The following is a 22,221-nucleotide window of genomic DNA, read 5'->3' as shown; positions in this document are numbered from 1 at the left end:
ATTGCGTTCTAGACGGAAAGCGGAACATAGTCGCGAGAGGGCGAAGGGAAAATCACAAACTGCTGGTCGGGATGTGATTGGGCACGACGACCCGCCTGACGGGACGTGCGTTGCGACCGAGGCGCGTATTGACCGGCAAAGACCGTTCGTGATTTGTTCGGAACGGCAACCAAGAAGTTACGGGGAGGATGAGGATGACTGGATTTCCAACGAAGGCCTTGATGGCCGCGGCGATGCTCGGGGCGCTCGCCGCGCCGACCGTCGCGCAGACCGCCGCGACGCCGTGGGAGCTGAAGCCCGACATGGGCTATGCCTATGACAAGGAAGGCAAGACATTCTCCTACAAGATGGGCACCAGCAATGCCGGCGACCTCCTGAAGGGCGCCAAGAAGGTGCCGCGGGGCACGCTGTTCTTCATCGGCCAGAACGGCCAGCTCTACATGCGCACCGGCCCGTACCTCGAGGGCGACGGGCGGTTCAAGTTCGGTCCGGATCAATAAGGGGGCGGCGGAGCGGCGCCATTCAGTCGGTGTCATCACCCGCGAAAGCGGGTGATCCAGTATTCCAGAGACAGCGATGGGATACGGAGAGGCCGCGGCGTACTGGATGCCCCGCCTTCGCTTCGCGGGGCATGACGGCCACCTTCTAAAACGCCCCCGCCAGCTCCTTTGCCCCAGCATTGTTGCTGTTGCTGTCCATCCGCGCATCCGTCACCGCCAGCAGCTTCGCCACCGTGTTGTGACGAATCGCGACCGGGTTGCGTTCATAGCCGCTGCGCTGGAAGAAGTTCGAGGTCGGCACCTGCACGCGCATGGCTTGCGGCATCGTCACCATGTCGAGCCCGGTGCCGTCGCCGGTGAGATTCATCATCTCGAGCTCGGCGGCGGTGAGCGGGCGGGTGTACCCCTTGGCGCGCGCGAACAGCACCGAGGTGAGCAGCTTGTGGGTCTGCAGCATCGGCCCGACGTCGATGTCGAGCACCATGGCGTGCATCGCCCAGCCCTGTGCGGTGTCGCCGATCTTCTCATGCTCCGACCAGGTGTCGGGCACCGACTTCGCCTGCGCCACCATCTTCCTCAACACGGCGAGCTTGTGCTCGAGCGTTTTGCGCGCGGCGCCCGAGCTCTGTGCGGTCTTCTCGGAAAGCGCGCGGATCAACTCGTGGCCCTGCTCGGCGAGCAGCTCGACGCTGTTGGTTGTCAGCAACTGATTGTAGCCCATCGCAGTCGATATCGCGCGCTTGCCGCCATGTTCAATTCCCGCTTGCACGTCGTGATTGCCGGTGCCGCCGGTCTCGAACGAATAGACCCGCACCGCCTGCTCGCGCGTCAGCCCGAAAGCGAGTGAATAGCGGGCGTAGGCGCGCTTGAACTCGACCTCGGTCGCCGGCCGCTGCGGCGTGAACTGGTAGAGATCCTGCGCCGCGCGCAAGAGATCGGCGACGACGGGGATGGGCTTGCGCGGGCGCGGCTCCGGCTCCTCGGTGGGCTCCGGATTCACCGGCCGCTTCGGCCCGGTATAGAGCGGCGGCTGCTCCAGCACGTAGTCGTCGAGCGTGATCTGCTGCCCGCCGCGCCGCTTGGCATTGCGGGTGCGGCGTTTCTCGGAGATCGCGCCCCAATAGGCGCCGGCCTCCGCGTCGAAAGCCGCGCGCGCCTCCTGATATTCCTGGAGGCGCCGGCGATATTCGATGATGGCCTGGGGCGACACCTGCGCCATCGCGTTGCTGACGGCGGGTGGCAGTGCAGACGAGTCGCGCGCAAGCGCGGGCGGCACGAGCAGGACGAGCGCGAGCGGTGCAAGCGTCAGGGCGCGCCGAATCGGTTGGTGATGCATGGCACCGTTGTAGCAAGCATCGCGTGACTGTCAGGTTAAAACCCGTTTACGTCTAAGGTCATTTCCAGGCGAACACCGGCTGTTCCAGCTCGGCAACGCGGGTTGCGCGCCCCGCCAGCACCTCGCGGAACTGATAGATCAGCGCCGCAGTCGGGGCATGGATCAGGCTCTCCTCGTGATGGAAGCGGATCACACGCCGCGCGCTTTCGGGGATGGCGACGAAGTCGAAGGCGTCCTCGCGCTCGATCGTAGCAAGTGCAATCGGGTGCACGGAGGCGACCTCCTGCGGGTTCGGCACCAGTGTCGTGCCGCTCGCGGCCCAGACCACGACGGGCGTGATCAGATAGCCGGAGCGGGTCGGGTAGTCGTCCAGGAGGCCGAGCACCGCGTCCGCGCTAAGCCTCAATCCAAGTTCCTCGTCGAGCTCGCGCAGCGCCGCCTCGACCGGCGTTTCACCTTCATCGCAGCGCCCGCCGGGCAAGGCCCATTGCCCGCGATGAGCGCGCAGGTGAGATGCACGCAAAGTCAGCAGCAGCGCCGTGTCGCGCCCCTCGCCTGCCGCGGCAAGCGCAATGGCAACCGCGGCGCGCTTCAGCGCCGGTGGCTCGCCATCATCGGGCAGGCGCGCAAACGCCGCGCAGGCGCCGGCGATATTCCGCCGTGTGGCATCGTCGAACGGTCTCATGATGCTTGACTACACCAGGAGTGCGCTTGATGAAATGAGGCGCAGATGCCCGCTTTCACAGACGGACCCGGACATGATCGACAAGGCCGCCGCGAGACTCAAGCACGACGGCTGGGCCGTTGTCGAAACCACCGGCTTCATGCACCTGATCGGTCCCCTGTGGGAGCGCCAGGTCGACGGCCAGTATGAATACGCGCTGATCACGCAGGACAAGCATCACAACCGCCGCGGCATGGTGCAGGGCGGCCTGACGATGACCTTCGCCGATCGCACCTGCGGCATGACCGCGCGCTATGCCACCGGCAAGCAGTACATGGCGACGGTGCAGCTCGACACGCATTTCGTCGAGGCCGGCAAGATCGGCGACATCCTGATCTCGCGCCCGCGCGTGGTGCGCTCGACCCGCAGCCTGATCTTCATGAGCACCGAAGTCACCGTCGACGACCGCTGCATCGTGATGGCGAATGGGGTGTTCAAGATCTTGAAGGGGCCGGAGTAGCCTCATTGCAAGACGTCCTCCGACGTCGTCCTGGCGAAAGCCAGGACCCATTACCCCATGGCGCAATTGTCGCGCGAGCTCGTAACCACGAGTCTCCACCAAACTACTTCCTGGGGTTATGGGTCCTGGATCAGCACTCGCTCCGCTCGCTTGTCCAGGACGACGATACTGAAAGAGCACGCGTATTGAAGCAATACTGGATTGCTTCGCTGCGCTCGCAATGACGGAGCGAGATCGCTATGGTGGTACCCACAAACGCATCGAGGATTGACCCATGCAATACCGCCAGCTCGGCCGCAGCGGCCTGAAAGTGTCGCCGATCTGCCTTGGCACGATGATGTTCGGTGGCCCCACCAATGAAGCCGATTCCGCAAAGATCATCGCGAAGGCGCGCGAGGCCGGCGTCAACTTCATCGACACCGCGGACGCCTATTCCAACGGCGGCTCGGAAGAGGTGGTCGGCCGCGCGATCGCCAACAACCGTCACGCCTGGGTGCTCGCCACAAAGCTCGCCAATCCCATGGGCGATGATCCCAATCGCAGCGGGCTGTCGCGGCGTTGGGTGTTGCAGGCGGCAGATGAAAGCCTGAAGCGCCTCGGCACCGATGTCATCGACATCTACTATCTGCACAAGGAAGACCATGCGACACCCCTCGAGGAGACCGTGCGCGCGATGGGAGACCTGATCCGCGCCGGCAAGGTGCGCTATTTCGGCGTCTCGAACTATCGCGCCTGGCGCGTCGCCGAGATCTGCAACATCTGCGACCGGCTCGGCATCGACCGGCCCGTGGTGAGCCAGCCTTATTACAACGCGATGAACCGCATGCCGGAGGTCGAGCATTTTCCGGCCTGCGGCTATTACGGCCTCGGCATCGTGCCCTATAGCCCGCTGGCGCGCGGCGTGCTGACAGGCAAGTACCGCCCCGATGCGCCGCCCGACAAGGAGACGCGTGCAGGCCGCAATGACACCCGCATGATGCAGACGGAATGGCGTCCCGAGTCCCTCAAGCTCGCGCAGGAGATCAAGCAACACGCGGAGAAGAAGGGCATCACCGCCGGCCAGTTCGCCGTCGCCTGGGTGCTCAACTCCGCCTTCGTCACCTCGGTCATCGCCGGCCCGCGCACCGAGGAGCAGTGGGACGACTACATCCGCGCGCTCGACTATCGCTTCAGCGCAGAGGACGAAGCGCTGATCGACACCCTGGTGACGTCGGGCCATCCCTCGACGCCGGGCTACAATGACCCGGCCTATCCGATCGAGGGCCGCCGCGCGCGAACGGCATGAGGAAGTGAGCATGGCGCATCAGGACCGCTACGGGCTTCCGCTCTCCACCACATCCGATGCGGCTGCGAGCTCCTATCGCGAGGGCGTCGACCTCCTGCTCGCGGGCTGGACGGGCACTGCGGAAGCGCTGGAGCGCGCGACCGAGGCTGATCCTGATTTCGCGCTGGCGCACATTGCGCGCGCACGCGTGCATTCGTTCTATCAGCAGGGCGAGCTCGCGCGGAAGAAAGCGGGCCTGGCGCGCGAGCTGGTGGCGAAGCGCGGCACGGAGCGCGAACGCTCGCACGTCGAGGCGCTGGCGCTCGCGGTCGAAGGGCGGATGCCCGAAGCGCTGGCCGCGACCTTGAAGCATATCGATGCCTGGCCGCGCGATGCGGTGGTGCTGGCGCTGCCGCTCGGCGCCTTCGGCCTGTTCGCCTTCTCCGGCATGGCCGATCACGACCGCGCGCGGCAGGATCTCTGCGCACGCGTCGCGCATCACTATGGCGAGGACTGGTGGTTCCTGACGCTCTACGGCTGGGCGATCACCGAGAACGGCGATGTTACGCGCGGCCGCGCGATCACCGAGCGCGGCTTTGGCCTGAAGCGCGAAAATGCGCATGGCGCCCACGCCGTGCTGCATGCCATGTTCGAGGACGGCTCGATCGACGAGGCGGACCGACTCGTCGACGAATGGATCGGCGGCTATGACCGTTCCGGAATCCTGCACGGCCATATCCGCTGGCACCAGGCGCTTGGTGCGCTCGAGCACGGCAATGCGGCGCGCGCGCTCGCGATCTATGCCGACGTGCTGCAACCGTCGATGACACAGGCGCCGCCGCTCAACGTGATCACCGACGGCGCCTCGCTGTTGTGGCGCCTGTCGGCCTATGGTCACGCCGTGCCGAAAGAGCTATGGATCGAGGCCGACGCCGCCGCGCAAAAGCTGTTTCCGAAATCGAGCATCCCCTTTGCCGACGTCCACATGGCGCTGTTCGCGGCCGCCACGCAGGATCGCGAAGCACTTGCCGCGCGTCTTGCCGTCATCGAGCAGCGGCTGGCCGACGGCAAGCTGCCTGCGGGCCCCGTCGTGCCCGCGATCTGCCGGGCGTTCACGGCCTTCGCCGACGAGGATTATGCCGCCTGCGCGCGCCAGGTCGCGCCGGTTCTCAGCCAGGTCGCGCGGATCGGCGGCAGCCATGCCCAGCGCGAGCTTATAGAGGACACTTTTATCGTCGCATTGATGCGCAGCGGCGAACTCGCGCGGGCCCATGCCCTACTCGATGCCCGCCTGCATCGCCGCCCCTCGCTGCGCGATGCGCGCTGGCAGACTGCACTCCAGTGAGAAGTTTCGATCAGGCAGCGCCGAGCCGCTGCCGTGCGCTGTCGTTGGCGTCGGTGATGCCGCTAGAGGCGCCGGCCTTGCCGAGGCCGAACGGGGGCATGCCGCTATAGATCGCTTCATAGTCGCCGGCGTGGACCCGGTAGGTCTCGTGCCAGATGCCGACGTCGCCGCGGCTGTCCTTCAGCCGCCGGTTGAAATCGACCCAGGCCGGCCAGTGCTGCGCGTCGTGCGCCCTGGCGTAGCGCTCCAGATGATCAAAGCTCCGCCAATACTGCACCATGTTGAGAAGGCCGAGCTCGGTGTGGCCGAGGAAGCCCACCTCCTTTGAGGCCTTCTCCAGCTCCTTGATCATCCTGGGCATGGCGAGCGCGACCGGCAGCCATTTGTGGAGCGCCCACGGCTTGTTGACGCGCATGCCGATCAGAAACACGACGAAATCGCCTTCGATCCGGCCGGCGACGCGGCTCGGGACGACCTTGGTCATGCGAAGCCTCCCCGTAGATTTCCGGAGACCCTGCCGGAGGGCGGTGGCGGCGACAAGCTTTGCCACGAAAAAAACATGGCCCTGACGGCAAGTGCGCGCCGGGTCGGGGTTGAGGCGGTTTTCGTGAATCGCCGGCGGGTGGCGCGGTGGTATTCCAGACGGGCATGTGCTTCGCACAACAAACGGGATCGCAACCAATTGGTGGCTGGATGGTTGAGGCACGGAACTTTTCCGTTTCCGCCACGCGCCATGCGAGCCCCATGATGCGCCGCCGCTTCCGACCGGTTCTGGCCGCGAGCCTGATTGCTCTCGCAACTCCTTGTTTTGCCGGGTCTTCCGCCCCCATAGGAGTCAACAACCAGGCGGAGCCGCAAAACTCCTTCATCGACCTCTTGGCGCTGATGTCGGGCCAGTGCAAGACCTTGCGGATCGCGGGGCGCGAGTTCGCCTGCAAGACGGTGGCCTACGCCCATGGTGACAAGGGCCGCGTCAATTTCGCGGTCGCGATCGACGACCCCACTGATGACAGCCACGTCGTCTCGTTCTCCGGCGAGAACGGCAAGCGCGCCGACGACAATTCCTATGAGCTGCCGATCGACCGCATGCTGCTCAATTCCAAGGACCGGCCCAGGGTCGACGGCCTGCCGGTGCCGGCCGAGCAGACCTCCACCGGAATCTGCCGCCAGACCGGCAATTTCGCTGCAAGGCAGGTCTCGAACATCACCTGCACGGCGACCGACAACGAAGGCCGCAGGTACGAGCTGCTGTTCGTCTCCGACGGCACGCCGGTGAGCGTGCGCCGCGTCCGGCAGTCCTCGCCGTCGATCCAGGATCCGTTCAAGTAGCCGGCGGACGGCCGCTTACCTGCCAAGGAGCAGGATGATTGCGATCAACAGCATTACTACCCCAAGGGCCGGGACGACGAACCACAACGCCTCGTGCTTCATGACGCCCGGTCGCCAGTTTCGGGCTCTCAGCTTGGGCGATCTCCGAATATTTTGAGCTGTCGCGAGCGAAGGAGCCACGATAGCCAGCCGGTGACAGTGCACTTAACTAGCGATTTTGCGATCTATCAGGTCGAGCGTGCACTGAGTAGTCGCGGTAGGGACGCGAGTTGCCTCGCGCCCCCCACACAGATCCGCACGTGCGGTTTTCCCGCATACGGCTCTTACCTCGGGTGTCTGACGGCGAACCGCAGGTTGGGCCAAGGATGCAGGATTTCCGGTTTGGGGAGCCACACGTCCGCGAGCTGCCTCATTTGCTCCCATCCAAGCGAGCGCCTCTGGCTGCGACGCTTCAGCGTCCGCCACCAGCCTCGAACCACCTCGTCCCGGAAGTTTGCGACCGCCCGCCTGTTGGTCGGTACGGCGTGGTAGTTGAAGTAGCCACGGATGACTCGCCTCAGCCATTTACCCTGTTCGGGGACTGACTGATGCATACGCCGTCGCAGCTCCTGCTTCACGGCTTGCAACTTCATCCGCATACGATCGCGGCGGGATTTCCGCTTGATCAGGAACTTGCCCTGCCGCGACTTGCCGCAAATGAAAGTGAAGCCGAGGAAGTTGAAGGTCTCCGGCTTGCCAAGCCCGCGCCGCTTGCGGTTGTTCGCCGCAAAGCCTAGTACTTGGCGACGACAGGACCACCAAATTTGTAGCTGAGGCCGACCCGCACCGTGTTGATGTTGGTGCGATCCCAAGAGAAATTGTTGCCGAAGGTTGGAAACCCAGCCGGGAACACGGAGACGTTCGGGCCCTTGCCCAAGCTGTAGTGGAGGTATTCAGCCCTCACGATCCAGTTCGCGGCGGCCATCCATTCTGCGCCAGCGCCCACGACGTAGCCCGTGTTCGAGGAAGACGATCCCCTGAACACCGCGTCGTAGTCAGTGGAATTGCTGCCCTCGCCGAAGTAGTCCCGCTTGCCCCAAGCGACGCCACCGGTCGCATACAGGAGGACGTTCGGTGCAACGAGCACGCCGGCTCTGCCGCGGACGGTCGCGAGCCAGGACAGATTCGTTGAAATTGTCGTGAAGCAGCTCGCCGCAGGAATAAAAGTACACGACGCCGCGCCCCCAGCCGTCCAGATTGTGGTGGCACTGCTGTTCGCCTTCAGGCCTGTCCAGTCGGCTTCGATACCCACGACCGCCTGCGGCGACACCTGCCAATTATATCCGGCATGAATTGAGCCCGTCACCGAAGAGGCGCTGTTGTTGAAGACCTCATTGTCGGCCCCAAACTTAGCGCTGTTCGGAAGGAAGTTGTTCGCAACCGACGTACGCGCCCACGCGCCTCCAACGTCGCCACCAATGTAGAATCCGGTCCAGCTCGCGACCGGCGCGGGCATCGGGGCCTTGACATAGGGCCGGGCCGCGAGGTCGGCCGCTGAGGCCGATCCGGCCATCGCCGCCACCGCTATCAGCGTCAGCAAAATCTTCTTCATGTCAAACCCCAAACTTTTGCCCATGTGGACGGTGCGAGCACACCATCCGTTTCTGTGTTTCGTCTATAGCCGGATCCGTCGGCACGGCTGTATCCGACCGGCGCAGATTGAGGATAGTCCGACGAACCTGTCGCCGTCTTGGAACGCACCGCCAATCGTTTCACCATCAGCGCCCTGCGGGCGTGACTGCGGCTCCGTGATGCAGAACGGCCACGGGCAGAAGTGCCCCCAAAGTGGTTTCAAGCGCAACGGCAAACTGAATCTGTCCGCGTCGCTCGCGGCTTGATGGCGGCGCGATCAAAGCGCGGGGAGATACCGGGTTCGCCCCGATTGGACTCCAGCGCCAAACGTGTAGATTGAGGCGATCTCCGCTGGCGCTGGCCTTTCGCTTGCGCGCGATCTCCGACTATTTTGGGCTGTCGAGAGCGAAGGAGTCATGATGCAACAAGCGGGCGCGCCGAATTTCTTCATCAACAGTTACACGGGCGCGCCGCACGGGCGCGACTACGAACGATGGCGCGAGGAATTGTGCCGGTGCATGTGCCGGGCTGACATCAAGCCGAGCGAAGGCAACAGCATCGACTGCACACTGCAGGTCAGCCTGCTCGGCGGCATCCTGTTGGCCGCCTTGAGCGGGTCGTCGGCTGAACTCTTGCGCACCCGCGAAACACTGAAGGACGGTTTCGACGGCATGTGTCTCGTCCTCGCGACGTCCGGCCGCGTGCTGGTATCGCACGAGCGACAGTCGATCGAACTGTCGGATTCGCAGATGTGTCTCGCGGACATGAGCGTGCTCTGTGGCACGGGCATCAGCAACAACTGCGAGGTCAAGACCGTACGCATCCCGCGATCCATGCTGTTGACGGTCTGCCCCGAGGCCGAGGACCGGCTGGCGCTGGTTCTTGGCGATCAAGCTCCCATCAGAGAAGCCATCGTTCGCTACCACGCGCTTGCCGCCAATCTTGGCCCGCACACCGACGTGGTCGGCCAGCACCTGATGGCGCAACACATGGTCGATCTCGTCGCCCTGTTGCTGCGGACAGACGCCGACCACACCGAACTGGCGAACAGAGGGTATTCTGCCGTGCGGCTCGACCTCATGCGCGCCGACGTCATCGCCAATCTGAGCCGGGGTGATCTGACGATCTACTCGGTCGCGCAGAATGCGGGCGTTAGCCCGCGCCATGCCCAGCGCATGTTCGAACAGACGGGAACCACGTTCACCGAATTCCTCCTCGAGCAGCGCCTGCTGCTCGTGCGCAAGCTGCTCCTCGACCCTCTCAACCGTTGGCGCAAGGTCAGCGACCTCGCCCATTCAGCGGGATTTCCCGACATCTCCTATTTCAACCGCGTGTTCCGACGGCGGTTCGGCGTAACACCGTCCGACATGCGCGGCGTTTGAGAGAAGCATCGATCAAAGCGGCAAAGGTCGGGTTCGGTTGGAAGTTCGGACGTCATCGATCAGAAACTCCGCAACAACGGGGTCGCCATGCCGGTATCGGACACCATCTTGAAATCTGGAAACCGCGTCAGCAGCGCCTCTCTCAAAAAGCGGAAATGCTTGATGTTCTGCGACAGCTGCCCCAGCCGGAGCCGACCGTCTGAGATTTCCGTGTCGAGCAGATTTTGGTGATGAATATCGAGCGAATCACGGGTCACATACTCGTCGACGTCGTTGCCGCTCGTCACCGCGGCGCGCGCCAGGACATCATCAATTCGCAAACTGACCGTCGCCCGTTCGGCTTCGGCCAGAGAGCGCGTCATCGATCGAGCGGACGATCGAGGCAACGCACAGAAAATCCGTCTCGACGTCGCACATCATCAACCGCATCACCCTCTTGAAGCGAATCGCATCCAACCTTCTGGCCAGGCGTACGAGAACATCCAATATGCGAATTATCATTGCGTCACACCATTGCGTCCGGTTGAGCAGCCGCGCTGAAGTGGGAGCGGAATCCCGCTCGCCAGCGCGACATCGCTGACTTCGTATTTGCAGCTGCGCGGTTCGCCAGGCAAATCCGCACCACAAGCCCGCGTCCTGCAACGGATCCGGGATATTCTGCATCGCGACCAGGCGATCCGCCGTAACCAGCCAAGCGGGGCTCAATCGTTCCGAGTTCCTACCGGGCTGGAGGCTCAATCGTCTAGGAACTGAACGGCAAACGTTCAGCCGGTCACGACAGGCAGTCATCTTGGTAAATAGATGATGCTGGCAACCGTGCAAATTGCACGCGCAACCACAGACTGAATCTGCTCATGTCGCTCGCCACCCGATAGCGGCACGATCAAAGTGCAGGAGGCGCCGGCCTCGGCGCCAGCGGCGGCTTCCTTGCATATACCTGCTCGATCTCCGCGGCGAAGCGATGCTCCAGCGCGGGGCGCTTGTTCTTCAGCGTTGGTGTCAACAACCCCGCCGCGATCGTCCACGGCTCCAGCGACCACGACACCGCGCGCGGCGTCGCATAGGCCGGATAGTCCTTCACGGCCGCGGCGATCCGCGCGAGCAGAGCGGCACGCTCCCCGCCCTCGCCCTGCTTACCGAGCCCTGCGAGCCTCTGTTGCTCCTGCTCCCACGCCTTGGCATTGAGCACCACGAAGGCCGTGAGGAAAGGTCGCTGCTCGCCGATCACGAAGGCCTGCTCGAACAGGGGATCGGCAAGGATCGCGGTTTCGAGATCGACTGGCGCAATCTTCTCGCCGGTGGAGGTGACGAGGATGTCCTTGATGCGGCCGGTGATCGTGATGCGGCCGTGCTCGATGCGCGCCTGGTCGCCGGTGTGCAACCAGCCATCGGCCTCCTTGACGCGGCGCGTCTCCTCCTCCCGGTGCCAATAGCCGAGCATCACGCTCGGGCCGCGGACGAGCAGCTCATCCTTGTCGCCGAGCTTGACCTCGATGCCGTCGAGGACGTGGCCGACCGAGCGCGGGTCGTTGTCCTCGGCGGTGTTGACGGAGACGACCGGCGAGGTCTCGGTCATGCCGTAGCCTTGCAGGACGTCGAGCCCGAGCGAGAGAAACAGGCGGATGACCGGTTCTGCGATCGGCGCACCGCCCGAGACGGCGACGCGCAAGCGCCCGCCGAACTGTGCCAGCACCTTGCCGGCGACGCGGCGCTTCAGGATCGGCCAGGCCAGCTGGTCGAACAGCGAGAGCGAGCGCCTCCCCTGCCGCGCGTCAAAGCGCCGGCCGCCGACGGCAAGGGTGAAATCGAACAGCGCGCGCTCGGCGCGGCCGGCCGCTTCACGGTGCTGCATGATCAGCGCAAAAATGCGCTCATAGATCCGCGGTACTGAAATCAGTACCGTCGGCTGCACATGCTTCAAGTCCTGGGAGAGCTGCGGCACCGAACGCGCATAGGCGACACAGGCGCCCGCCGCGATCGGATAGTAATAACCGCCAGTGCGCTCGAACGTGTGCGAGAGCGGCAGGAAGGAGAGGAAGACATCGTCCGGCTCGGCGGCGATGCGCCGCGCGATCGCCTTCACATTCGCAACGACGTTGCCATGCGACAGCATCACTCCCTTCGGCCGCCCGGTGGTGCCCGAGGTGTAGACAATGGCGGCGAGATCATCTGCACGGACAGCAACGTTGGCCATCGCGGGACCGCCGGCCACAGAGCCGAGCCAGCGATCGAGCGCGATGACGCGGGCGTCAGTCGGCGATGCCTCTGAAAAACTCGCGCAGACGACGCGCGCGAGACACGGGACCGGCTGCCCGGTCGCGACGATCGCCTGCCAGCGCTCCAGCGTATCCACGAACAGCAGGCGGGCGCCGGAATCGCCGAGGATGTAGGCGATGCTGTCGGGGTTGTCGACGGCGTGCATCGGCACCGGCACGAGACCGCGCGACAGTGCCGCCTGGTCCATCGCGACATGCGCGAGGCCGTTGGGCATCAGGATCGCGACCCGCTCACCGGCCGCCAAACCCTCAGCGGCGAGCGCCCGGCGCCAGCGGTCGAACTCGGCGTCAATCTGTCGCCAGGAATAGCTCGCCCAGCGTCCCGCCGTCGCATCGTATTGGCGATAGGCCTCCCTGCCCGGCGTCAAGGCCACGCGCCAGCGCAGCAGCTGCGGCAGCGTCATCACCTCCGCCAGCGTCGGCGGGACATCTTCCTCAGTGACGTGCTCTGCCATGACGTCTTCCAGTGTACAGGCGAATCGCCGCTATTGGGAGAGCGATACATAGCGCGACCGGCGATGCCTCACATTGATCGTCAGCAAAAACGCCGGGCGCCCGACGCCGAACTTGAAAGTCAGCGCATCCGCTGCCTCGTCTTCTCCAGCCGCTCACGGATCTCGCGCGCCTGCGGCTTCAGTTTCAGGGCGCGGGCGTAGTCGGCGCTCGCATGGTCGAAGTCGCGGATTTCCTCGTAGGCCCGGCCGCGGGCGGTGAGCGCATCGACATCGTCCGGGTTGACGCGCAGCGCCTGCGAATAGTCGGCGATCGCGCTCGCATAGTCGCGCTTGAACGCATGGGCGCTGCCCCGGTTGAGATAGGCGGTACTGTCGTTCGGATCGAGCGCGATCGACTGGCTTGCGTCCGCGATCGCGGAATCGAAATCGCCGGTGCGGACGTAGGCGGCTGCGCGATTATGCAGGGCATAGACGTCCTTCGGATCGATCGCGAGGACCGCGCTGTAATCAGCGATTGCCGCCCCGTAGTTGCCCATTTCCTGATAGGCGCGGCCGCGGCCGATCCGCGCCGCGGCATAATGCGCGTCGATTCGCAGCGCCTCGCTGTAATCCCTGATGGCGCGATCGAATTCGCCCTTGTCGTCGAAAGCGTCGGCGCGATTGGCGAGCCCGATGGCATTGTTCGGATCGATCGCCAGCGCCGCGTTGAAGCCCGCGATCGCGGCGTCGAGCTCGCGGCGTGCATGGTGCACCATCGCGCGGCCATAGAGGGCGGTGAGCTGCTTGGGATCAAGCCTGAGTGCGCGGTCATAATCGGCCATCGCATGGTCGAGATCCCGCATCTCCTGCCAGGTCCGGCCGCGGTTGGCCGGGAAGATCGCATTGGCCGGGTCGAGCCGCATCGCCGCGTCGAAATCGGCCAGCGCCTTCTCATAGCGCTGCTGCCGGCGAAGCGCCACGCCGCGGCTGTTGAACGCCGCGGCAAAGGTCGGGTCGACCGCGATCGCGGCGTCGAGATCGGTTAACGCACCATCGAGATCATCCGCGCGCATCGTGTTGCGCCCGCGCTCCCAGAGCATGCTGGCGAGATCGCGCGGCGTTACCGCCCCGCTCGTCACGGCCGCGCGGCAACGGGCGATCGCCGCATCATCAGCGCTCTCATGGCAGGGCTTTTCGTCAGCCGCCATGGCGACGCCCTGGAATGCAATCGACAGCATGACGACTGTTGCCAGGCGAAGGAGCGTGCTCATGCATCGGCTCGGTCAACCCTTCACCTTGCAGGTGACGGGGCCATTATCGAGCATGAGCTGGTTACCGCCGAGATCGGTCACGATCTGCCCGGCGTAGATGCCCTTGGCCTTGTCGCGCTGCGCCGAGATCACGACCCGGACACGGCTCTTGTCCGACTCGTCCATGGCGACGACCAGGAGATTGTCGTCGCGGAAGCTGAACAGCGTGACCTTCGACGGATAATCGAAATCGATCGGCGGCAGGCCACCCTGCTTTTTCGGCACCTCGAACGTTAGCTCCTGGTCTTGCGGGTAGGAGCAGGTGATCGACTTCGCGGCCGCGGCACCCGCTTGTAGGGCGAACAACGAGGCGGTGCAGAGGATGGCGGCGCGCTTCATGACAAAACTCTTGACGTGAATCTTGTGCATCTGTCGCGCCGGGCGGCCAACACGTTCAGGCGTCAACCGCGAATGTGTTGTATGGCTCCCTGCCATAGTATTGTGAGACCTCAGCAACAGTGGCTTGATTTCCATGACCCGCGACCGCCTGTTTCTTTTGCGCCCCGGCTTTGCCGATCCGGCCTATCCGGGCCAAAACTTCTATTGCTGGCACTGCGCACTGATCGAAGGAGTGCTCGCCTCGTTTCCCGACCTCGCCAACAAGATCGACGTCGAGCGCATCGCCTGGCCGCGGCCGAGACAGGCCGTCCTCGACCTCGTGGGCGAAGAGAATCAATCGCTGCCGCTGCTCGTGCTCGCTGACGGCGTCACGTCGCCGCATCGGACCGGCAGCCATCGGGGGCGCGCGTTCATCGCCGACAAGGACAAGATCCTGGCCGCGCTCACCGAGCGGCACTGCTTTCCCGATCCGCATCCGTGATGCCGGCACGTCAAGCCTTGCGGCGATTCTGTGCCGGCAAAGCGCCGATCAAGGCGGCACTTTGTCGCCGGAACGCGCAGGCCGCTCATTCCGTTATTGCCTCGCACATCAATTGGAGTGAGTGACGGAATGAAAAATCTCTTTGTGGCGATAGCTGTTGCTGCTGCAGCGCTCGCAACCTCATCCGCGGCGAACGCCGCCGGCGAGGGCGCAGCCAAGACCGCGGCAAAGCCGCACATGCAGGCCAGCCCATCGACCGACATCAGCGCGCAAGGCCGGCATCATCACTGGCACGGCCCGCGCCATCATCATTGGCGGCCTCACGGCTACTATCGCCCGCACTACCGGAGCTACGGCTACTATCCGCGGCCACATGTCTATCACAGCAGGCCCCACGGCTATTATGGCGGCCACCGCTGGTGAGAAGAAGAGCCCGCAGCGATGCGGGCTTTTTGCCTGGAAGTCTGCGTCGTCAGACCAGCAGCAACGGCCGGCTCGATGACGCCACGTGGCGGATCAGCTCCATGTCTTCGCTTGAAATCTCGAACAGGCCGAGACGCAGCTTGTAGCCCCAGTTCGGATTGTCGCGCGTGAAGGCGAGACTTTCGAGCAGCGGCCGGATCGGCACCTCGGCAGCGTCACTCCATGCGACGTCGCGGCGGAACGGGTGGAAGCCGCCGCCCATGTCGGCCTGGTAGGGCACGCCCGGCTTGACCACGCCGATCGCGGTGAAGGCCTGGAGCCGATCCTTGCCGCCAAAAGTTTCGGTCGGCGAGTAGTAGGCGACGCGATCGCCCGGCGAGATCCGCCGCAGCGGGCCGCCTTTGCCGTGGCAGACCTGCATGAAGCCATGCGCACGCCCGATCCGGACGTGCTTGGCCGAGGCGACGGCGATCCAGTGCTTCATGTGAGGTCCTCCGACAGATGCCCGCCCTTTAGCAGCAAGCCGTGTCAGATTCTGGCAGCAGCCATTCGGCGCACGGGTTCGGCCAAGCCGGACACGCCGAGAATCAGGATCCGTCAGCCGTCCCTCCGCGGCCGTTCGAGCTTGTGCCTGCCGCGATAAGCAGCATCGCGTCCAGGCCGGTCGCAAGCACACTTAACGTCTTAGTTGCAATTACTTAAGTAGACTAGTGGCGAGAGTCGGCCGCTGGCCGAGCCTATCGTGAAAACGCCCGGATAAGTTTGGTCCAACCGATGTCAGAGCTTCCTTCGCCGTCTGAGCACTCATCCGCAAATCGCTCGAAGCGCGGGATCAGCCTGCGATGGAAAATCCTGGCTGGCAATCTGATTACGGGCCTCCTCGCCGTGGCCTTCGCCGTTTCGGTCGCCTGGGATGGATGGCGTGATCTGCGCAAGCGGGAAGCGGCCGCGCGCGCGCTCACCGCATTCGAACTGGTGATGAAGGCCAACAGCCTGATTCCGGCCGAGCGTACTGCTTGGTTTGCGGTTACGGGCCCGACAGCTGAAGCGGCCACGTCCGAAAAATTGTCGGCCTTGGACAAAGTTGTCGCCGGCACCGATGCTGCCATCGGCGCGGCCAAGAAGGCCGTTGGCGCGGCGGACCTTCCGGTCGCATCGATTGAGGCTGCCGAGCTTGCCTTGCAACGAACCCGCAGTGCCGGTCGTCAGGCGGCGGTCATGGCCAAGGCGCAACGCCCGCCCAACAGCCAGACCGCGATCGTGGCCGGACTTGCGCGCGCCGTCGACTCCCTCACCGCCGCGACCGGCGAAGTCCTGATCAACCTGTCGCGCACCGGCAGCGACATAGAAAACCTGTTGCCGTCGGCGCAACTCGCGCAAAGCGCACAAGCCATGCGCACCACCAATGGTGCACGCACGGCGATCCTCGGCCTCTTCGTCCGCAATCAGCCCTTGTCTGCCGCCCAGAACGTCGAGGTCACCGAATTGACCGGCCAGGTCGGCCTGCTCTGGCGCCAGATCGAGCAGGGCGTCAGCAATGCCGGCAGCGCGCCGGAGCTCGTTCGCTCGATCGACGAGGTGCGTGCCAAGCTCATGACCGAAGGCGAGCCGCGGTTTCACGAGGTCTCCGCGGCCGCGCGCGAGGGCCGCCCTTCTCCGGCCAGTGAAGCCGAGTGGCCCGCCTGGATCGCCGGTACCTTGAACAGCGTGCTGAGCCTGCGCGACGCTGCCCTCGACTTTGCCCACAAAGCCAATGACGCCGCGATCGCTGAGGCCCAGATGCGGCTGAGCTGGGCTCTCGCGGCTCTGTTCGTCGTGCTCGCCGCCTCGATCGCCGTGGTGTTCGTAGCGATGCGCCACGTGATCCGGCCGCTGGCGCGGCTGACCGGGGCGACGCTGCGGCTTGCCGACCGGGAGCTCGGCGTCGAGATCCCGGACGGACATCGCAAGGACGAGATCGGCACCATGGCCAACGCGCTGCAGATCTTCAAGGAGGCGCTGATCGCGAAGAAGCTCGCGGATGAAGCGGCTGCACGCGAAGCTGAGGCGCAGATCGAGCGCGGCCGCCGGGCCGACGCCATCACCCGCGATTTCGAGGCCGTGATCGGTGAGATCGTCGGCACGGTGTCCTCCGCGGCGACGGAGCTCGAGGCTTCCGCCGGCACGCTGACGGCGACGGCCAACCGCTCGCAGAAGCTCACCACTGCGGTCGCAGCGGCCTCCGATGAAGCTTCCGTCAACGTGAACTCGGTGGCCACCGCCACCGAAGAGCTCACCTCGTCGGTGACCGAGATCAGCCGGCAGGTTCAGGAATCCGCGCGCAGGGCGAGCGAAGCGGTCGAGCAGGCCCACAACACCAACAAGCGCGTCGGAGAGCTGTCGCAGGCAGCAGACCGAATCGGCGACGTCGTCGAGTTGATCAACTCGATCGCGAGCCAGACCAATCTGCTGGCACTGAACGCGACCATCGAAGCCGCGCGCGCCGGCGAAGCCGGCCGCGGCTTCGCCGTGGTCGCGGCGGAGGTGAAGGCGCTGGCGCAGCAAACCGCGAAAGCGACCGAGGAAATCCACCAGCAGATCATGGGCGTCCAGGCGGCGACGAAGGAGTCGGTCGGCGCCATCGGGGAGATCAGCGCCACCATCGCGCAACTTTCGGAAATCGCCTCGGCGATTGCCGCCGCCGTCGAAGAGCAAGGCGCGGCCACGCAGGAGATCGCCCGCAACGTCCAGCAGGCGGCGCTCGGCACCGAGCAGGTATCCGCAAATATCGCCGACGTGCGCGACGGCGCGAGCCAGACCGACTCGGCCTCATCGCAAGTGCTGTCAGCCGCCCAGCTCCTGGCCCGCGACTCCAGCCGCCTCAAGCTCGAGGTCGGGAATTTCCTGGAATCGGTGCGCGCGGCCTAGTTTGAACAGCAACCGCGGACAGCATTCACCTCTCCCCTGCGGGGAGAGGCGAACTGCACTTCGCACCAATCCAACCAAAGGTCATCATGTCCAAGCGAGCTAGGCACGCCCCTTCAGGATGATGCGCGCCGTCTCCTGCCCGCTCGCCAGCGCCGCCTCGACGGTGCCCATGTCGCTGCCGCGGTAGAGGGCTTCGCCGGAGAACAGCACCGTGGAGCCGTCCGCGCTGGCGAGGATCGATTGCGCATCACGCGTCTGCGGCGTGGCCCAGGAATAGGCGCCGCGCGCGAAGGGATCGTGCGCCCAGTTGATCGCGCGGGCGGCGACGATCTTTTGCGCGAGATCATTCGGCGACAGTGCGAAGATGCCGGCAAGCGAGGCGAGCCCAGCCTCGATCAGCTCCGGCTCGCTGAGGCCGGCAAGGCCTGCGGTCTGCGGGCCCCCGAACCAGCCGGTGAGCACGGCATGCCCTGCCGGATGCTGCGTCCACCACACCGGGATTTGTTCATCCGAGAGCAGGAAGGTCAGGTCTGTGAGATCAGCCTGCCGGTCGAGCCACCAGCGGCTCTCGAAATGCAGCAGGATTTTGATGACGTTGCCGAAGCCGATATCCGCGGCCGCCGCGGCCTTCTCGCGCGCGACGGGCGGCAGCGCGATCTCCTTGAGCAGCGGCAGCGGCACGGTGAGCACCGCAGCGTCGCCATGATGCACCTCGCCATTGCCGCAGCGGACGGCGATGCGGCCTCCCACCTCCTCTATCCCTGACACGGCGCAGCCGAGATGGATATCGACGCCAAGCGCACGGCCCTCCGCCTCCAGAAATGCAATGAGAGCGCCATAGCCGCCGACGGGACGCGCCTGCATATGCCGCCCGCCAGCCATCCATTCGTCGCGCAGCGCCAGCGTGCTGGCACGCGCGGGATCGGCGGCGTCGTAGCCTTCCACCATCCGCTCGACGGACTGCCGCAACGACTCGTACTGGCTGCCCGCAAAATGCCGGCGCAGAAATTCGGCGACGGTCAGGTCGTCCTTCAAGTCCTTCACCACCTGATGAAGCTCGGCCTCGTGCGGATCGTGGCGCGCCTCGCGCGAGAATTTTCCGCCCTCGAAGTTCCATTGCGTCCCCTCGATCGTGGACAGCGAAAGCCCCGCCTCGGCGAGCAAAGCGCGCGTGACCGGCGCCTCGCCATGGACGAACTCGGCGCCGCCGGCCGCTTCATATCCGAACTCCGCGGCGGGAAGCGGAAGAATCCGTCCGCCGCACCTCGTGCGCGCTTCCAGGATCGTTACCCGCCGGCCGGCACGTGCGAGCTCGCGCGCCGCCATCAGGCCGGCCGCGCCGGCGCCGACGATGAGGATGTGCTCTGACTTGTCCGCCATGCCCGTACTTTACTGGCCCGCGGCTTTCGGATCGTTCTGCATCAGGTAGCGCAACAGCAGCACACCGCCGCCGAGCGGCCGCGTGCTCTCGAGCGTCATCGCGGTGACGGGCGCACGCTGCTCGCTCTCGGCATCGCCCGAGTCGAACACGATCGGCGCGCCCCTGGCGCCGTCCACAGCCGGACAGAGGACCAGATTCAGCTCATCGATGAGGCCTGCGCGCAAAAATGCGCCGTTGGCAGCGCCGCCGCCCTCCAGCAGCAACCGCTTCACGCCGAGCTCGCGATTGAGGATTTGAAGCGTGAGCGGAAGGTCGATCTCCGACTTGCCCGCAAAGATGTAGGACACGCCCTCGCCGCGGAGCCCAGCAAGATGCGCATCCGGCACGCGCTCGGTCAGCACCACCACGATGGGATCGCCGCCGATGTCGCAGCGGCCCCAGCCGATCTTGCCGTGCGCATCGAGCACCACGCCGTAGGCTTTCGCGTCGCGCCGCGCAAACCAGTTCTCGCGCGGGAAAGTCTCAGTCGTTGTGGTCGGATACGGCTTGCCCTTGGCGAACTCCGAGCCGGTGACGCGGCCGATCAGCCAGGCATCGCCGCCAAGCTCATCGTGTATCCGCTCGAACCACTCCGAACCGGCGCCCTTCGGACGCCAGCGGCTGTGATGCACACGGCCGTCGACGCTCGAGGCCATCAGGCAGATAACGTGGGGCTTCATGCAATTCTCCGTAGCTGCTTCTCAGGCCGCTGGTCCGCCGCCCTTGATGCGATCCTTGACGCGATTCTTGGCGCGATCGTTCACGATCACCGCCAGTGGATTGAGCTTTGGCGGCGCGACCAGCTTGAGCGTGTTGGTGTCGCGATGATTGAACGGCGCGCCTCGCACGAAAAGCTCGGTCTGGATGAGATAGGTCCAGCTTCCATCATCGTTGAAAGTGATGTCGCAGCGGTAACTGTCGGTGCGGAAGGCTTGTTCCAAAAAGTCGGTCGAGCAGATCCCGTAAGCCGTCTCGCCGCGCTTCGCGGTAACGGAAATCTTCTTATCATCCGGCGTGGCATTGCCCGACGCGAGCAGCACCTGCCCTCGCGGAATCGCCAGCGTCTGCATGATCAGCCCGGTTGCCGGCTCCCACAGCCAGTAGCCGACCTGGTCGTGGAAGGTGATGTCCTCCTCGGGCGTGTTGATGTGGATGTGATAGCGCAGCCCATAGAAGAGCTGCGGCCCGTTGGCCTGCGGATCGATCGGATCCATCCGGATATGCTCGATGAATGTCCGCCGCTCCGGCCCGTCGGCCTTCGGGTTGATATCGACACCTTTGTCGGCCTGCCACACGCCGGCGAGATGGCGCAGCGGTCCGAGATTGGCGAGAGCGTCCGGGGAGACGTCGTCGGGCTCGGTGAAGATGTCGGCGGGGATGGGGAGCATGGGGACCTCCGTGGGAGTGCGGGAGCAGCAATAGCACGAGTGTGGTGTGCGTGGCTCACGCACGTCCTTCACAAGCGCGAGTGGGCAAGGGCCCACTTAGGGCATGATCCGGAAAAGTGTGGAGCGGTTTTCCCTCGCGACAAATGCGGAACGCGTTTGCGCGGAGATCATGCTCAAACAACAACCTAAAGCGCGATGACGATTCATCCCGGTCTCATCGCGCTTTGGAGCCGAAAAAGCCAGCGCGGCCAGCGTGTCAGGTTTCGGGTGGCTCTCGCTGGCACCCTGCGGTTGGATGTCGTGAGCACAGTCATTGCCGAGAGAACCGAAGGTAACATGGCCAACAGGACCTACGGGACGGTCAGTCCCGAGCGACAAAGGGAAATGAGCGGGCTGGAGTTCGTCAAGGGCCTTGCCAGCGGGGCACTACCTCTTAACACGATCGCGCAGACCTTGGGCTACGACGTGGTGGAGGCCGAAAGCGGTCGGGTCGCCATCACGCTCGATCCAACAGGCGCGCACCTCAATCCATGGGGTACGGTGCATGGTGGTCTCACGGCGACGCTTCTCGATAGCTGCATGGGCCTCGCTATCCAGTCGATGCTCGAAAGAGGCGTTGGCAGCACGACGCTCGAGTTCAAGATCTCGCTGGTCCGAGCCATCACGCTGGAGACTGGCCAGATCAGGGCCGAAGGCAGAGTCCTGAATTGCGGCCGTCGCGTCGGGACGGCAGAAGGCCGCGTAACCGATACCCGGGGCCGATTGCTCGCGCATGGCACGACGACCTGCCTGATTTTTCCGAGCTAGCGTTGTTGCACCCGGTTCAGGTTTTCAGATCGGACGTTTCCTGCTAGTGCAGCAAGGGTATTCGACTGAGCAAGGCAGATGCCATTCAACCGACTTCATGTTCCGCAGGCATTGGCAATTGAGACATGCCAGGCCATCAACGCGTGTCTCCATGCAAGCCTGGTCGCCACCTGCGGCGTGAACCCGGACGACGACTTTTGTCTGATCTCACGGTATCCCCCAGGCGACATGATCTGCCACCCGACCTTCTTGGGGCAACGCGATCCGAACTCGACTGTTGTCGTTGAAATTACGTTGCTCGCGGGCCGCTCCGACTCTCAAAAGGAAGCCTTGTACAAGGATGTTCGCAGCCGACTGGCCGAGATCGGCTTTGATCCGGCAAACTCAATTATTTTCTTGACTGAGAACAAGCCCATTGATTGGTCTTTCAGCGAAGCTGGATCGGTTAAGTCAGTTCTCGGGCTATAGTCGACAAGCCTGGCGAT

23 protein-coding genes are annotated in these 22,221 nt (G+C 64.6%); 11 read left to right on the top strand and 12 right to left on the bottom strand.

The genetic code is table 11. The annotated features are described in order from the left end of the window. The first annotated feature begins 194 nt into the window (after nt 1-194). On the top strand, nt 195-500 hold the full coding sequence (locus NLN62_RS22205) for a hypothetical protein (RefSeq protein ID WP_254110197.1): 306 nt from the start codon (nt 195-197) through the stop codon (nt 498-500). Nucleotides 501-645: 145 nt separating this feature from the next. On the opposite strand, the gene NLN62_RS22200 is transcribed toward NLN62_RS22205, so the two are convergent. Beyond that, nucleotides 646-1,836: a hypothetical protein gene (locus tag NLN62_RS22200; protein WP_254110196.1), complete on the bottom strand. Its 1,191-nt coding sequence runs from the start codon at nt 1,834-1,836 to the stop codon at nt 646-648. A 58-nt stretch (nt 1,837-1,894) separates the two neighbouring features. Continuing rightward, complete coding sequence (locus tag NLN62_RS22195; protein ID WP_027520674.1) at nt 1,895-2,524, bottom strand: CoA pyrophosphatase; 630 nt, start codon at nt 2,522-2,524, stop codon at nt 1,895-1,897. 70 nt (nt 2,525-2,594) lie between these two features. On the opposite strand from NLN62_RS22195, the gene NLN62_RS22190 reads away from it, so the two are divergent. The 3 genes from NLN62_RS22190 (at nt 2,595) to NLN62_RS22180 (ending at nt 5,629) form a co-directional block, all read left to right on the top strand. Further along, nucleotides 2,595-3,020, top strand: coding sequence for a PaaI family thioesterase (locus NLN62_RS22190; RefSeq protein ID WP_254110195.1), 426 nt, complete (start codon nt 2,595-2,597; stop codon nt 3,018-3,020). A gap of 274 nt (nt 3,021-3,294) precedes the next feature. After that, nucleotides 3,295-4,305 carry an aldo/keto reductase gene (locus NLN62_RS22185; protein ID WP_254110194.1) on the top strand — a complete coding sequence of 337 codons (1,011 nt, stop codon included), beginning with the start codon at nt 3,295-3,297 and terminating at the stop codon, nt 4,303-4,305. 10 nt (nt 4,306-4,315) lie between these two features. Continuing rightward, nucleotides 4,316-5,629 (top strand): tetratricopeptide repeat protein, encoded by a 1,314-nt coding sequence (locus NLN62_RS22180; protein ID WP_254110193.1) that lies wholly within the window; start codon nt 4,316-4,318, stop codon nt 5,627-5,629. Between the two features lie 10 nt (nt 5,630-5,639). On the opposite strand, the gene NLN62_RS22175 is transcribed toward NLN62_RS22180, so the two are convergent. After that, the gene (locus tag NLN62_RS22175) at nt 5,640-6,113 is read right to left on the bottom strand and encodes a DUF4188 domain-containing protein (protein WP_254110192.1); all 474 of its coding nucleotides are present in this window, start codon (nt 6,111-6,113) and stop codon (nt 5,640-5,642) included. Nucleotides 6,114-6,376: 263 nt separating this feature from the next. Between NLN62_RS22175 and NLN62_RS22170 the strand changes: the two genes are divergently transcribed. After that, nucleotides 6,377-6,958: a hypothetical protein gene (locus NLN62_RS22170; RefSeq protein WP_254113622.1), complete on the top strand. Its 582-nt coding sequence runs from the start codon at nt 6,377-6,379 to the stop codon at nt 6,956-6,958. 772 nt (nt 6,959-7,730) lie between these two features. On the opposite strand, the gene NLN62_RS22165 is transcribed toward NLN62_RS22170, so the two are convergent. Next, entirely contained in the window at nt 7,731-8,549 is an 819-nt protein-coding gene (locus tag NLN62_RS22165; RefSeq protein ID WP_254110191.1) for an outer membrane protein, read from the bottom strand. 436 nt (nt 8,550-8,985) lie between these two features. Here NLN62_RS22165 and NLN62_RS22160 point away from each other — a divergent pair, with 436 nt between their 5' ends. Then, a complete protein-coding gene (locus NLN62_RS22160) occupies nt 8,986-9,951 on the top strand; it encodes an AraC family transcriptional regulator (RefSeq protein WP_245287918.1) in 966 nt (321 codons plus the stop codon). 59 nt (nt 9,952-10,010) lie between these two features. On the opposite strand, the gene NLN62_RS22155 is transcribed toward NLN62_RS22160, so the two are convergent. From NLN62_RS22155 to NLN62_RS22140, 4 genes are all read right to left on the bottom strand, one after another. Next, a complete protein-coding gene (locus tag NLN62_RS22155) occupies nt 10,011-10,313 on the bottom strand; it encodes a hypothetical protein (protein WP_254110190.1) in 303 nt (100 codons plus the stop codon). 521 nt (nt 10,314-10,834) lie between these two features. Next, nucleotides 10,835-12,682 carry a long-chain fatty acid--CoA ligase gene (locus NLN62_RS22150; protein WP_254110189.1) on the bottom strand — a complete coding sequence of 616 codons (1,848 nt, stop codon included), beginning with the start codon at nt 12,680-12,682 and terminating at the stop codon, nt 10,835-10,837. Between the two features lie 119 nt (nt 12,683-12,801). Continuing rightward, nucleotides 12,802-13,932, bottom strand: coding sequence for a tetratricopeptide repeat protein (locus tag NLN62_RS22145; RefSeq protein ID WP_254110188.1), 1,131 nt, complete (start codon nt 13,930-13,932; stop codon nt 12,802-12,804). Nucleotides 13,933-13,944: 12 nt separating this feature from the next. Further along, on the bottom strand, nt 13,945-14,340 hold the full coding sequence (locus tag NLN62_RS22140; RefSeq protein ID WP_198031676.1) for a hypothetical protein: 396 nt from the start codon (nt 14,338-14,340) through the stop codon (nt 13,945-13,947). Between the two features lie 103 nt (nt 14,341-14,443). Between NLN62_RS22140 and NLN62_RS22135 the strand changes: the two genes are divergently transcribed. Continuing rightward, complete coding sequence (locus NLN62_RS22135; protein WP_254110187.1) at nt 14,444-14,791, top strand: DUF3088 domain-containing protein; 348 nt, start codon at nt 14,444-14,446, stop codon at nt 14,789-14,791. A 129-nt stretch (nt 14,792-14,920) separates the two neighbouring features. Then, on the top strand, nt 14,921-15,214 hold the full coding sequence (locus tag NLN62_RS22130; protein ID WP_254110186.1) for a hypothetical protein: 294 nt from the start codon (nt 14,921-14,923) through the stop codon (nt 15,212-15,214). Nucleotides 15,215-15,263: 49 nt separating this feature from the next. Here the strand turns inward: NLN62_RS22130 and NLN62_RS22125 are convergent, their stop codons facing one another. Continuing rightward, nucleotides 15,264-15,698: an EVE domain-containing protein gene (locus tag NLN62_RS22125; RefSeq protein WP_254110185.1), complete on the bottom strand. Its 435-nt coding sequence runs from the start codon at nt 15,696-15,698 to the stop codon at nt 15,264-15,266. 290 nt (nt 15,699-15,988) lie between these two features. Between NLN62_RS22125 and NLN62_RS22120 the strand changes: the two genes are divergently transcribed. Then, nucleotides 15,989-18,121, top strand: a complete 2,133-nt coding sequence (locus NLN62_RS22120) for a methyl-accepting chemotaxis protein (RefSeq protein WP_371933008.1) — start codon at nt 15,989-15,991, stop codon at nt 18,119-18,121. A gap of 99 nt (nt 18,122-18,220) precedes the next feature. Here NLN62_RS22120 and NLN62_RS22115 read toward each other — a convergent pair whose 3' ends face one another. The 3 genes from NLN62_RS22115 to NLN62_RS22105 are packed head-to-tail and all read right to left on the bottom strand — an operon-like array spanning nt 18,221 to nt 20,929. Continuing rightward, on the bottom strand, nt 18,221-19,501 hold the full coding sequence (locus tag NLN62_RS22115; protein ID WP_254110183.1) for an NAD(P)/FAD-dependent oxidoreductase: 1,281 nt from the start codon (nt 19,499-19,501) through the stop codon (nt 18,221-18,223). Between the two features lie 9 nt (nt 19,502-19,510). Beyond that, nucleotides 19,511-20,221, bottom strand: coding sequence for a RibD family protein (locus NLN62_RS22110; protein ID WP_254110182.1), 711 nt, complete (start codon nt 20,219-20,221; stop codon nt 19,511-19,513). 21 nt (nt 20,222-20,242) lie between these two features. Further along, nucleotides 20,243-20,929: an FABP family protein gene (locus tag NLN62_RS22105; protein WP_254110181.1), complete on the bottom strand. Its 687-nt coding sequence runs from the start codon at nt 20,927-20,929 to the stop codon at nt 20,243-20,245. 336 nt (nt 20,930-21,265) lie between these two features. Here NLN62_RS22105 and NLN62_RS22100 point away from each other — a divergent pair, with 336 nt between their 5' ends. Both NLN62_RS22100 and NLN62_RS22095 read left to right on the top strand, forming a co-directional pair. Beyond that, nucleotides 21,266-21,736 (top strand): PaaI family thioesterase, encoded by a 471-nt coding sequence (locus NLN62_RS22100; RefSeq protein WP_027520689.1) that lies wholly within the window; start codon nt 21,266-21,268, stop codon nt 21,734-21,736. 78 nt (nt 21,737-21,814) lie between these two features. Further along, the gene (locus NLN62_RS22095; RefSeq protein WP_027520690.1) at nt 21,815-22,204 is read left to right on the top strand and encodes a tautomerase family protein; all 390 of its coding nucleotides are present in this window, start codon (nt 21,815-21,817) and stop codon (nt 22,202-22,204) included. Nucleotides 22,205-22,221: the final 17 nt, after the last annotated feature.

It is taken from the genome of Bradyrhizobium sp. CCGUVB23, assembly GCF_024199885.1.
Taxonomy (GTDB): Bacteria; Pseudomonadota; Alphaproteobacteria; order Rhizobiales; family Xanthobacteraceae; genus Bradyrhizobium.
This window is presented reverse-complemented; position numbering and strand designations above follow the sequence as displayed.